Consider the following 12,252-nt stretch of genomic DNA (forward strand, 5'->3'; position numbering starts at 1 on the left):
GCGCCCGCACCGCCGAGGTCGATGTCTGGCGTACCGAGGACCGGGTGATGCTTCAGATCACGGACGACGGACGGGGCGGGGCGGACACCTCCGCCGGTTCGGGGCTGGCCGGGCTGTCCGAGCGGATCGACGCGGTGGACGGGATCCTCGTCGTCAACTCCCCGGCGGGCGGTCCGACCACCGTGACCGCCGAGTTGCCCTGGCGCTGAGGGCGCACGACCGCACCGGCCCGACGCCGAGGACGCACGACCGCACCGGCCGACGCCCTTCGGCGTCGGCCGGTTCTGCGCGACGCGGGCGGCCCAACCCTGGGATGCTGGTCCCCACGGAACAAGCGAAACGGGGGCCGAGTGAATCAGGGGCCGAGCATCGTGCCGGACAGAGTACGGGTGGTCATCGCCGAGGATTCGGTGCTGCTCCGGGAGGGGCTGACCCGGCTGCTGACCGACCGGGGCCATGAGGTGGTCGCGGGCGTCGGGGACGCGGAAGCGCTGATCAAGTCGGTGCGGGAGCTGGCCGACGAGGGCGTGCTGCCGGATGTGGTGGTGGCCGACGTAAGGATGCCGCCGACGCACACCGACGAGGGGGTGCGGGCGGCCATCCGGCTCCGCCGGGACCATCCGGGCCTCGGCGTGCTGGTCCTGTCGCAGTATGTGGAGGAGCAGTACGCGACGGAGCTGCTGGCCGGGAACAGCCGGGGCATCGGCTATCTGCTCAAGGACCGGGTGGCCGAGGTGCGCGAGTTCGTGGACGCGGTGGTGCGGGTCGCCGAGGGCGGTACGGCGCTCGACCCGGAGGTGGTCGCCCAGTTGCTGGGCCGCAGCCGCAAGCAGGATGTGCTGGCCGGGCTCACCCCGAGGGAGCGGGAGGTCCTGGGGCTGATGGCCGAGGGGCGTACGAATTCGGCCATTGCCCGGCAGCTCGTGGTGAGCGATGGCGCGGTCGAGAAGCATGTGAGCAACATCTTCTTGAAGCTGGGTCTGTCGCCGAGTGACGGGGATCACCGTCGGGTGCTCGCCGTGCTCACGTACCTCAATTCCTGAAAGCAGACTTCCGCGGGCCAAAGCCGGGCCAAAGGCTGAACGGGGGGTCAGCGGAAACGACAGCACGGGGGATGGGACACGTCATGCCAAACCGTGACATATATGGTTCTCCTTTGGACGTCCACCATGTGATCCGGCCAAGGAAGGCCACCCTTACCGACGTACGATGGTCATGGGACAACAACCGGTCGGCACCGACTGTCCAGGAGCGCCGCCTCAAGGGAGGTCCGAAGCAGTGACCAGCCAGGTCAGTAGCCCGGCCGAGCAGGCCGAACCAGCCGATCAGCAGGGCGGGCAGACGCCCGCCGGGGGGCAGCGAACAGCGGAGGGCGGCAAAGAGGTCCGCCGCCTGGACCGGGTGATCATCCGGTTCGCGGGCGACTCGGGTGACGGTATGCAGCTCACGGGTGACCGGTTCACCTCGGAGACGGCGTCATTCGGAAACGACCTCTCGACCCTGCCGAACTTCCCGGCGGAGATCCGCGCGCCCGCCGGCACCCTGCCCGGAGTGTCGAGCTTCCAGCTCCACTTCGCCGATCACGACATCCTCACACCAGGTGACGCGCCGAACGTGCTGGTGGCGATGAACCCGGCCGCGCTGAAGGCCAACCTCCCCGATGTGCCGCGCGGGGCGGAAATCATCGTCAACACCGACGAGTTCACCAAGCGCCCGATGGCCAAGGTCGGCTATGACCAAAGCCCTCTGGAGGACGGCTCGCTGGACGGCTATCACGTCCACCCGGTGCCGCTCACCACGCTGACCATCGAGGCGCTGAAGGAATTCGGCCTGTCCCGCAAGGAGGCCGAGCGCAGCAAGAACATGTTCGCGCTCGGGCTGCTGTCGTGGATGTACCACCGGCCGACCGAGGGCACCGAGAAGTTCCTGCGGCAGAAGTTCGCGAAGAAGCCGCAGATCGCCGAGGCGAACGTGGCGGCCTTCCGGGCGGGCTGGAACTTCGGCGAGACCACCGAGGACTTCGCCGTCTCCTACGAGGTCGCCCCGGCCACCAGGGCCTTCCCGACCGGCACCTACCGGAACATCTCCGGGAACCTGGCGCTGTCGTACGGGCTGATCGCGGCCTCCCGCCAGGCGGATCTGCCGCTGTTCCTGGGGTCGTATCCGATCACCCCGGCCTCGGACATCCTGCATGAGCTGTCCAAGCACAAGAACTTCGGTGTGCGCAGCTTCCAGGCCGAGGACGAGATCGCCGGGATCGGCGCCGCGCTGGGCGCGGCCTTCGGCGGCTCCCTCGCCGTGACCACCACCTCCGGCCCCGGCGTGGCCCTGAAGTCGGAGACCATCGGGCTCGCGGTCTCGCTGGAGCTGCCGCTGCTGGTGATCGACATCCAGCGCGGCGGCCCCTCCACCGGGCTGCCCACCAAGACCGAGCAGGCCGATCTGCTCCAGGCCATGTACGGGCGCAACGGCGAGGCCCCGGTGCCGATCGTGGCCCCCAAGACCCCGGCCGACTGCTTCGACGCCGCGCTCGACGCCGCCCGGATCGCCCTGACCTACCGCACCCCGGTCTTCCTGCTGTCGGACGGCTATCTGGCCAACGGCTCGGAGCCCTGGCGGGTGCCGGACGTCGACGAGCTGCCCGACCTCCGCGTCCAGTTCGCGACCGGCGCCAACCATGTGCTGGCCGACGGCACCGAGGTCTTCTGGCCGTACAAGCGCGACCCCGAGACCCTGGCCCGCCCCTGGGCCGTGCCGGGAACGCCCGGTCTCGAGCACCGGATCGGCGGCATCGAGAAGCAGGACGGCTCGGGGAACATCTCCTACGACCCGGCCAACCACGAGCACATGGTCCGCATCCGCCAGGCCAAGGTGGACGGCATCACCGTGCCGGACATCGAGGTGGACGACCCGACCGGCGACGCCCGCACCCTGGTCCTGGGGTGGGGTTCGACATACGGCCCGATCACCGCCGCGGTGCGCCGCGTCCGCGCCGCGGGCGACCGCATCGCCCAGGCCCATCTGCGCCATCTCAACCCCTTCCCCGCCAACCTCGGCAAGGTGCTCGAGGGTTACGAGAAGGTCGTGGTGCCGGAGATGAACCTGGGTCAGCTCGCCACGCTGCTGCGCGCCCGCTATCTGGTCGACACCCGCTCCTTCACCCAGGTCCGCGGGCTGCCCTTCAAGGCCGAACAGCTCGCCACCGCCCTCAAGGAGGCCATCGATGACTGACACCCTCGCCGAGGGCGCGGCATCGGCTCGAAGCGCGCTCTCCCTGGTGCCCAAGAGCGACACCAAGCAGACGATGAAGGACTTCAAGTCCGATCAGGAGGTCCGCTGGTGCCCCGGCTGCGGTGACTACGCGATCCTCGCCGCCGTCCAGGGCTTCATGCCCGAACTGGGGCTGGCGAAGGAGAACATCGTCTTCGTCTCCGGCATCGGCTGCTCCTCGCGCTTCCCGTACTACATGAACACCTACGGGATGCACTCCATCCACGGCCGCGCCCCGGCCATCGCCACCGGTCTGGCCGCCTCGCGGCAGGATCTGTCGGTCTGGGTCGTCACCGGTGACGGCGACGCGCTGTCCATCGGCGGCAACCACCTGATCCACGCGCTGCGCCGCAATGTGAACCTGAAGATCCTGCTCTTCAACAACCGCATCTACGGCCTGACCAAGGGTCAGTACAGCCCCACCTCCGAAGTCGGCAAGATCACCAAGTCGACCCCGATGGGCTCCCTGGACGCGCCGTTCAACCCGCTGTCGCTCGCGCTCGGCGCCGAGGCGGGCTTCGTGGCCCGCACCATCGACTCCGACCGCAAGCACCTGACCGAGGTGCTGCGGCAGGCGGCGGCCCATCCGGGCACCGCGCTGGTGGAGATCTACCAGAACTGCAATATCTTCAACGACGGCGCCTTCGAGGCCCTGAAGGACAAGGAGCAGGCCCAGGAGGCGGTGATCCGGCTGGAGCACGGGCAGCCGATCCGCTTCGGCGTCGACCAGGCCAAGGGCGTCATCCGCAACCAGAGCACCGGCGACCTCGAAGTGGTCACCGTCACCGCCGAGAACGAGCACCAGGTGCTGGTGCACGACGCCCACGCCACCTCGCCCACCACGGCGTTCGCGCTGACCCGGCTCGCCGACGCCGATACGCTCCACCACACACCCATCGGGGTGCTGCGCGATGTGGACCGGCCGGTCTACGACACCCTGATGTCCCACCAGCTCGACAACGCCGTGGAGCTGAAGGGCAAGGGCGACCTCGGCGCGCTGCTCGCGGGCGGCGACACCTGGACCGTCGTGGGCTGACCCCAGCGGGCCCCGCCCCGCCGACGGGCACCTGCCCCGCCCCGCCGACGGGCAGCTTCGTACAGTCGGCAGGCACCTTCGTACGGCGGCGGGCACATTCGTACATCCGGGCACAGGCGGGTGCCCGACCGGAGCGTCTGACCACGCCCCGGCCGGGCACCCGCTCTGCTGTCCGCATGGCCGACCCCGCCGCCCCCCTCCAGCCCCCCGACCGCCCCGCCTACCGCCTCAAGCGGCTGCTGCTCGGCCCGCCCCTGGTCACCGAGCGGATCCGGCGCGAGAAGCTGGGCAATCCGGCCGCGCTGGGCGTGCTGGCCTCCGACTGCATCTCGTCGACCGCGTACGGCAGCGAGGAGATGCTGCGGGTGCTGGTGCCCGTCATCGGGGTCGCGGCGTTCTCCTTGATCCTCCCGGTGACCGGGGCGATTCTGCTGGTGCTGCTGCTGGTCACGCTCTGCTACAGCGATGTGGTGATGATCTACACCCGGGCGGGCGGCTCCTATGTGGTGGCGCGGGAGAACTTCGGCCCGGACATCGCCCAGATCGCCTCCGTGGCGCTGCTGGTGGACTACATCGTCACCGTCGCGGTCCAGGTCTCGGCGGGCACCAACGCGATCATCTCGTTCGCCCATCTCGTCGGCGGCACCTGGACCGGTATCGACCATCTCCAACTGCCCCTCAGCGCCCTGGTGATCCTGATCCTCGCCTACGGCAATCTGCGCGGACTGCGCGAGGCCGGGCGGGTCTTCATGGTGCCCGCCTATCTGTTCATCGTCGCCGTCGGCCTGATGCTGGTCGTCGGCGTGGTCCGCGGGCTCACCGGGCGGCTTCCGCACGCCGATGTGCACGCCGCGGGCGCCGTGCCCCTCGGCACCTCGGGCAGCGGATGGCTGTATGGCGCCTCGCTCTTCATCGTGCTGCGCTCGTTCGCCAACGGCGGCTCCTCGCTGACCGGTCTGGAGGCGATCTCCAACAGCGTCTCGGTCTTCCGCGATCCCAAGGGCCACAACGCCCGCCGCACGCTGATCACGATGAGCTGCATCCTGGGCACGCTGGTCCTCGGGGTCTCCGCCCTCGCCCACTTCACCCACGCCATCCCGTACCGGGACGGCACCCCGACCGTCCTGGCGCAGGAGGCCCATCTGGTCTTCGGCAACGGGGTGGTGGGCGCCCTGGGGCTGGCGTTCGTCCAACTGGCGACCGCGCTCATCCTCTACACCGGCGCCAACACACCGTTCACCGGCTTCCCCTTCCTGGCCAGCTTCGTGGCCGAGGACCGCTTTCTGCCCCGGCAGCTCACCCGGCGCGGCCACCGGCTGGCCTTCTCCAACGGGATCATCGCGCTGGCCGTGGTGGCGCTGGCGCTGCTGGTGGTCACCGAGGCCAATGTGGACCGGCTGGTGGCGCTGTACGCGATCGGGGTGTTCACCGCCTTCACCATGGCCGGGGCCGGGCTGACCGCCTATCACCTGCGGCGCCGGGAGCCGGGCCGGAGCTGGAAGGTCGCGGTCAACCTCACCACCGCGGCCGTCTCCGCCGCCGTGGTGCTGATCTTCGGGATCACCAAGTTCACCGAGGGCGCCTGGCTGGTCGTGGTGGTCTTCCCGCTGGGGGTCTGGGCGCTGATCCGGATCAACCGCGAATACCGCGCGGAGGCGGCCGCCCTGGAGGCGGTGCCGCGCCCGGGGGACGACGTCCCGCGCTGGCGGCGCCATGTCGTCTTCGTCCTGGCGGACACCATCGACCTCGCGACGGTCAAGGCGCTGCGCTACGCCCATGAGCTGCGGCCCGACGAGGTACGCGCGGTGCACTTCATGGTGGACGAGAGCCATGCCCGCCGGCTGATGGCGCGGTGGGAGGCTACGGCGGGGGTGACGGTGGCGCTGGAGGTGGTGGCCTGCCCGGACCGGCGGCTGCGCCATGCGGTGATGGAGCTTGCGGCCCGTACCACCGAGGACGGGCAGACCGCGCTGACCCTGCTGGTGCCGCGCCGCACCTACACCTCGCCGCTGGGCAAGCTGCTGCACCGGGGGACGGCGGAGTCGCTGGCGAGGGTGCTGGAGCATCTGCCGGGTGTCGCGGTGACGATCCTGCCGTTCGCGGTCAGCCTCGCGGCGCGGGAGAGCGAGGCCACGGAGTGACGCGGTTTCCGGTTCCGGACCCGGCTCCGGTTCCGGACCCGGCTCCGGATGAACACACTTACTTAACCGGAAGTACCTTTCTTTTGGTTAGCGCTTCCCGTAAGGTAGGTGTGCCGACCCCGAACAGGTCCAACAGGAGAGAGTCACACCCATGAGCATCGTCGTCACCGGAGCCACTGGCCACCTCGGCCGTCTCGTCGTCGAGGGGCTGCTGGAGAAGGTTCCCGCCGACCAGATCACCGCGGTCGTGCGCGACACCGCGAAGGCCGCCGACTTCGCCGACCGCGGGGTACGGCTGCATGAGGCCGACTACAACCGGCCCGAGACGCTGGCCGGCGCCTTCGCCGCGGGCGACAAGGTGCTGCTGATCTCCGGCAGCGAGGTCGGGCAGCGCGGTCCGCAGCACCAGGCGGTCATTGACGCCGCCAAGGAGGCCGGTGTCGCACTGCTCGCCTACACCAGCATCCTGGGCGGCCCCGCCGCCGACTACACCCTGGCTGAGGAGCACCAGGTCACCGAGAAGGCGATCACCGACTCCGGTCTGCCGTACACCCTGCTGCGCAACGGCTGGTACAACGAGAACTACACCGAGAACCTCGCCCCGGTCCTGGAGCACGGCGCCGTCGTGGGCGCCGCGGGCGAGGGCCGGGTCGCCTCCGCCTCGCGCGCCGACTACGCCGCGGCCGCCGTCGCCGTGCTGACCGGCGAGGGCCACAAGGGCAAGGCGTACGAGCTGTCCGGCGACACCGCCTGGAGCTTCGCCGAGTACGCCGAGGTGGTCGCGGGGCAGACCGGCAAGGAGATCGTCTACGGCGCCGTCCCCGCGGCGGAGTACCAGACCATCCTCACCGGCGCGGGCGTCCCCGAGCCGCTCGCCGCGATCCTCTCCGACGTCGAGACGGCCATCGAACGCGGCCGGCTGGCCGCCACCCCGGGCGATCTGTCCCGGCTCATCGGCCGCCCGACCACCCCCATCGCGGACTCGGTCGCGGCCGCGCTGAAGGGCTGACCCGCCCCGTACGCACCACGGCCCGCCTGTCATCGCCGCCGGCCGACCCGTCATCACCGCCGGCCGACCCGTCATGACCGTCAGCCGACCTGTCATGACCGTCATGCGATACGGGAATGACAGGCGGGCCTCACCAACGCTACCTTCGGACCCTCGGAACGGGCCCGCCCTGGGCTCGCCATGCCGTCGGGGAGGGTGCCGTGACGCCGCAGGACCAGCAGGACCGGGCCGATCGCGCCGGTCTCCTCTACGGCTTCGCGGCATACGCCTTCTGGGGGCTGGTGCCGCTCTTCTGGCCGCTGCTGGAGCCCGCAGGCGCGGTGGAGATCCTCGCCCACCGGATGGTGTGGTCGCTGGCGGCCGTCGGTCTTGTGCTGCTGGCGCTGCGCCGCTGGAGCTGGATACGGCCACTGCTGCGGGAGCCCCGACGGCTGGGCATGATCGCGCTCGCCGCGACCGTGATCTCGATCAACTGGGGCCTGTACATCTGGGGCGTCAACAGCGGCCATGTGGTGGAGGCCGCGCTCGGATACTTCATCAACCCGCTGGTCAGCATCGCCTTCGGGGTGCTGCTGCTGCGTGAGCGGCTGCGGCCCGCGCAGTGGGCGGCGGTCGGCGTGGGGGCGGTGGCCGTGGCCGTGCTGGCGGTGGGTTACGGCAAGCTGCCGTGGATCGCGCTCACGCTCGCCTTCAGCTTCGCGACGTACAGCCTGGCCAAGAAGCGGGTGGGGCTGGACGGGCTGGAGTCGCTGGCCGCCGAGACCGCCGTACAGTTCCTGCCCGCGCTGGGCTTCCTGATCTGGCTCGGGGCGCGCGGTGACAGCACGTTCGCGAGCGAGGGCGCCGGACATGCGGCGCTGCTGGCGAGCTGTGGCTTCGTCACGGCGCTGCCGCTCATCTGCTTCGGGGCCTCGGCGGTGCGACTGCCGCTGTCGACGATCGGGATGCTCCAGTACGTGGCGCCGACCTTCCAGTTCGCCCTCGGCATCACCGTCTTCCACGAGACGATGCCACCCGAACGGTGGGCAGGCTTCTCCCTCGTCTGGCTCGCCCTCGCGCTGCTCACCTGGGACGCGCTGCGCACCGCGCGGCGGGCGCGGCGGGAGCTGGCCGACGCCACCGCGCGGGCGGCCGCGCTGTCGGCGACAGTGGAGGGCGGTGTCGTTCCGGATGCGGATGTCCTTCCGGAGGCCGGTCTCGTTCCGGAGACCGTCATCTCGGATGTGGCCATAGCGGATGCCGCTGTACCGGATGCCGCCGTGTCGGATGCCGCCGTGCCCGATGCCCGGCCGGGATCGATATCCGGCGGCTGATGTCCGGTTCCCGCCCTTGACGCGGAGTCAGCCACACCCGGAGCATCAGCCTCGCATCATCGCCGCTTCACCGCACCGCGGGTTCGCCGCACCGCGGGTTTCACCGCACCGCAGGCTTCACCGCACCGCAGGTTTCACCGCTCCATCGCCCCCACGGGCACGTGCACCACACAGCGTCACGTCATTCCGTCCTGTCACCGTTCGGAACCGGAGCCCCCCATGTCGTCATGTGCTGAGCGCCGCCCCCGAAGATCCCTGATACGCCGGACGGCCGCCATGGCCGCCGCCGGTACGGCCGTCGCCGCCCTGGTCTCGGCCGCCCCTGCCACCTCCGCCACTGCCGCCGCATCGGCCCGGCCCGCGGCGGACGCCCGTACCGCCCTCGCGGTGCCGGACATCTCCGTGGCCAATGTGAAGGCCCATCTGACCCAGCTCCAGTCGATCGCCACCGCCAACGGCGGCAACCGCGCCCATGGCCGCCCCGGCTACAAGGCGTCGCTCGACTACATCAAGGGCAAGCTGGACGCCGCCGGATTCACCACCACCGTGCAGCAGTTCACCTCCAGCGGTTCCACCGGCTACAACCTCATCGCCGACTGGCCCGGCGGCGACACCAACAACGTGGTGTTCTCCGGCGCCCATCTCGACTCGGTCACCGCGGGCCCCGGGATCAACGACAACGGCTCGGGCTCCGCCGGAATCCTGGAGACCGCGCTCACCGTCGCCCGCCAGGGGGCGAAGCCCACCAAGCATCTGCGGTTCGCCTGGTGGGGCGCCGAGGAGCTGGGGATGGTCGGCTCCCGCTACTACGTCAACAACCTGCCGTCATCCGAACGGGCGAAGATCGACGGCTATCTCAACTTCGACATGATCGGCTCGCCCAACCCCGGCTACTTCGTCTATGACGACGACCCCGGGATCGAGTCGGTGTTCAAGGCGTTCTTCTCCGCCAAGGGAGTTCCCACCGAGATCGAGACCGAGGGCGACGGCCGCTCCGACCACGCGCCGTTCAAGAACGTGGGCATCCCGGTGGGCGGGCTCTTCAGCGGCGCCGACTACATCAAGACCTCCGCCCAGGCCCAGAAGTGGGGTGGCACCTCCGGCCGGGCGTTCGACAGTTGCTACCACCGCTCCTGCGACACCATCAGCAACATCAACGACACCGCCCTGGACCGCAACAGCGATGCCATCGCGTACGCGGTCTGGACGCTCGGCGGCGCCTGATCCCGGCTGACGTGCCGTGTTCGGCTCGGTGTCGGGCTCGATGCTCGGCTCGGTGTCCGGCTCGGTGTCCGGCTGGATGTTCGGCCCCAACCGGCTCAGGCCGTGATGTCCTTCGCGGTGAACCGGGCCCAGGCCGCCGAGCCGAACACGGCGACGTACAGCCCTTGCAGTCCCAGATTCTTGACCAGCTCGTCCCAGTAGACCGGCTCGCGCAGGAGATCGGCGAAGCTGAGCCAGTAGTGCGGGAAGAGATACGGGTGGATCGCGTGCAGTTGCGGGATGCTGTCGACGATCTGCGCGGTGACCACCAGCCCCACGGTCGTGGCCATGGCCGCGATCCCGCTGTTGGTCAGGGTGGAGATGAACAGCCCCACCGTCGCGATCCCCACCAGCGACAGGGCCACCAGCGCCGCCACGCCGAGGGCCCGGAGCAGCGCTTCCTCGAACGAGACCGTGATGCCCGAGATCAGCGTGACATCGCCGAGCGGGAACAGCAGCGCCCCCGTCAGCAGGCCCGAGAGCGCCACGATCAGGGTCGCGATCAGGCAGAACGCCATGGACGTGGTGAATTTGGCCAGCAGCAGACGGGTCCGCCCGGCGGGGGCGACCAGCAGATAGCGCAGCGTTCCGGCGCCCGCCTCACCGGCGATGGCGTCACCGGTGATCACGCCGATCACCATCGGCAGGAAGACGGGCAGCGTCGCCGCCAGTGACGCGAAGACCAGGAAGATCCCGTTGTTGGTGATCTGGGAGAAGAAGGCGGGGCCCTGCCCGTCCGCGCCACGGCCGCCGCCGAGGCTGCCGCCGTCGCTCGTCTCGATCTTCACGGCGGCGCCGATGAGGATCGGGATCAGCGCGAGCACTCCGAGCAGGGCCAGGGTCCGCCAGCGGCGGAGGGTGGTGGTCAGCTCGGAGCGGAAGAGCGCCAGGGCCCAGAGGGGGTTCGGGCGGGGCGCGTTCGCGGCTCTCTCACCCGTTCTCGCGCCCGTTCTCTCGCCCATGTGGGTGGCCGGTGCGCCGGTGCCGACCGTGGCCGGTGCGCCGAGGTCAACCGTTCCTGCTCGCTCGGCCCGCGGGCCCAGTTCCTCAGCCCGCGACATCGAAGCCCTCCCCGGTCAGTGCGACAAAGGCGTCCTCGAGCGAGGCGCGTTCGGCCCCGAAGGCCCGGACCCGCACCCCGGCACGGACGAGGGCGGCGTTGAGATCGGCCAGCTCCAGCGGTGCGTCGTCCGCGCCGGGGCCGGACATCGGCAGCTCGCCGGAGACCCGCTCGTCCAGGATCACCAGATCCGTCACACCGTGCTCCTTCAGGATCCGGACCGCGTCCGCCGGGTCCGGGGTGGTGACGACCAGCCTGCCCCGGCTGCCCGCCGCCAGCTCGGCCACCGTGCCCTGGGCGATCAGGTGGCCCTGGGCCATCACGGCGGCATGAGTGCACACCTGTTCGATCTCGTCGAGGAGATGCGAGGAGAGGAAGACGGTGGTGCCCTCCTCGGCCAGTTCGCGCACCAGGGAACGGATCTCGCGCATGCCCTGCGGATCGAGGCCGTTGGTCGGCTCGTCCAGGACCAGCAGCTCACGCGGCTGGAGCAGCGCCGCGGCCAGACCCAGACGCTGCTTCATGCCGAGCGAATAGGCGCGCGCCTTCTTCCCGGCCGCCGCGGCCAGCCCGACCCGGTCCAGTGCGGCCTCGACGCGGGGCACGCGGGTGCGCGGGTCGGCCGTGGGGTCGGCGGCGTCGAAGCGCAGCAGATTGTCGCGGCCGGTCAGAAAGGGGTAGAGGGCGGGCCCCTCGATGAGGGCGCCCACCCTGGGCAGCACGCTCCGGGCGGCGCGCGGCATCGGCTCGCCGAGCAGTCTGGCCCGGCCCGAGGTGGGCTCGATCAGGCCCATCAGCATGCGGATCGTCGTCGTCTTCCCCGAGCCGTTGGGCCCGAGGAAGCCGAAGACGCTGCCACGCGGCACGGACAGGTCGAGTGCGTCGACCGCGAGCTGTCCGCCCCGGTAGCGCTTGGTGAGCCCGCGGGTCTCCACCGCGGCGTCGTCCCCCTCGGTGGATCGCTGCTCCACGGGCTCCCCTTCGTTATGCGTCGTGTTCTACGCCGTGCGCGCCCGGCGCCTCACTTGGCCGCGTTGGCGGCCTTGACCAGGGCGTCCTTGTCGACCGCGCCGACGAACACCTTGCCGTCGTTGGTCAGCAGCGCGTTGACCAGACGGGTGCTGACCACCGTGCCGGAGCCGAAGTCGCCCTTGACCTCC

9 protein-coding genes and 2 pseudogenes are annotated in these 12,252 nt (G+C 70.4%); 8 read left to right on the plus strand and 3 right to left on the minus strand.

The window, feature by feature from the left end:
* The 8 genes and pseudogenes from KN815_RS14130 to KN815_RS14165 all read left to right on the plus strand — a co-directional run.
* Positions 1-209 (plus strand): annotated as a pseudogene (locus tag KN815_RS14130) (sensor histidine kinase); the annotation flags it as partial.
* A gap of 162 nt (positions 210-371) precedes the next feature.
* Complete coding sequence (locus KN815_RS14135; RefSeq protein ID WP_014054096.1) at positions 372-1,043, plus strand: response regulator transcription factor; 672 nt, start codon at positions 372-374, stop codon at positions 1,041-1,043.
* 235 nt (positions 1,044-1,278) lie between these two features.
* Complete coding sequence (locus KN815_RS14140) at positions 1,279-3,231, plus strand: 2-oxoacid:acceptor oxidoreductase subunit alpha (RefSeq protein ID WP_216342267.1); 1,953 nt, start codon at positions 1,279-1,281, stop codon at positions 3,229-3,231.
* Positions 3,224-4,306 (plus strand): 2-oxoacid:ferredoxin oxidoreductase subunit beta, encoded by a 1,083-nt coding sequence (locus KN815_RS14145; protein ID WP_216342269.1) that lies wholly within the window; start codon positions 3,224-3,226, stop codon positions 4,304-4,306. The genes KN815_RS14140 and KN815_RS14145 overlap by 8 nt, the downstream gene beginning before the upstream one ends.
* Positions 4,307-4,482: 176 nt before the next feature.
* On the plus strand, positions 4,483-6,447 hold the full coding sequence (locus KN815_RS14150) for an APC family permease (RefSeq protein WP_216342270.1): 1,965 nt from the start codon (positions 4,483-4,485) through the stop codon (positions 6,445-6,447).
* A 151-nt stretch (positions 6,448-6,598) separates the two neighbouring features.
* A complete protein-coding gene (locus tag KN815_RS14155) occupies positions 6,599-7,456 on the plus strand; it encodes an SDR family oxidoreductase (protein ID WP_216342271.1) in 858 nt (285 codons plus the stop codon).
* Positions 7,457-7,572: 116 nt separating this feature from the next.
* Positions 7,573-8,769, plus strand: a complete 1,197-nt coding sequence (rarD, locus tag KN815_RS14160) for an EamA family transporter RarD (RefSeq protein WP_372458354.1) — start codon at positions 7,573-7,575, stop codon at positions 8,767-8,769.
* A gap of 276 nt (positions 8,770-9,045) precedes the next feature.
* The gene (locus KN815_RS14165; protein WP_253208967.1) at positions 9,046-9,993 is read left to right on the plus strand and encodes a M28 family metallopeptidase; all 948 of its coding nucleotides are present in this window, start codon (positions 9,046-9,048) and stop codon (positions 9,991-9,993) included.
* Positions 9,994-10,088: 95 nt separating this feature from the next.
* On the opposite strand, the gene KN815_RS14170 is transcribed toward KN815_RS14165, so the two are convergent.
* The 3 genes and pseudogenes from KN815_RS14170 to KN815_RS50305 form a co-directional block, all read right to left on the minus strand.
* Positions 10,089-11,093, minus strand: a complete 1,005-nt coding sequence (locus tag KN815_RS14170; protein WP_372458356.1) for an ABC transporter permease — start codon at positions 11,091-11,093, stop codon at positions 10,089-10,091.
* Entirely contained in the window at positions 11,080-12,063 is a 984-nt protein-coding gene (locus KN815_RS14175; RefSeq protein WP_216342276.1) for an ABC transporter ATP-binding protein, read from the minus strand. Before KN815_RS14175 ends, KN815_RS14170 begins: the two co-directional genes overlap by 14 nt.
* A gap of 50 nt (positions 12,064-12,113) precedes the next feature.
* Positions 12,114-12,252 (minus strand): annotated as a pseudogene (locus tag KN815_RS50305) (DUF2092 domain-containing protein); the annotation flags it as partial.

Source organism: Streptomyces niphimycinicus (assembly GCF_018883605.1).
GTDB classification, from domain to species: Bacteria; Actinomycetota; Actinomycetes; order Streptomycetales; family Streptomycetaceae; genus Streptomyces; species Streptomyces niphimycinicus.

What these genes read in the sequence shown, in the direction of transcription:
- rarD (WP_372458354.1), top strand. Translation starts at nt 7,573, where the DNA reads ATGACAGGCGGGCCTCACCAACGCTACCTTCGGACCCTCGGAACGGGC.
- KN815_RS14165 (WP_253208967.1), top strand. Translation starts at nt 9,046, where the DNA reads ATGGCCGCCGCCGGTACGGCCGTCGCCGCCCTGGTCTCGGCCGCCCCT.
- KN815_RS14155 (WP_216342271.1), top strand. Translation starts at nt 6,599, where the DNA reads ATGAGCATCGTCGTCACCGGAGCCACTGGCCACCTCGGCCGTCTCGTC.
- KN815_RS14145 (WP_216342269.1), top strand. Translation starts at nt 3,224, where the DNA reads ATGACTGACACCCTCGCCGAGGGCGCGGCATCGGCTCGAAGCGCGCTC.
- KN815_RS14150 (WP_216342270.1), top strand. Translation starts at nt 4,483, where the DNA reads ATGGCCGACCCCGCCGCCCCCCTCCAGCCCCCCGACCGCCCCGCCTAC.
- KN815_RS14170 (WP_372458356.1), bottom strand. Translation starts at nt 11,093, where the DNA reads ATGTCGCGGGCTGAGGAACTGGGCCCGCGGGCCGAGCGAGCAGGAACG.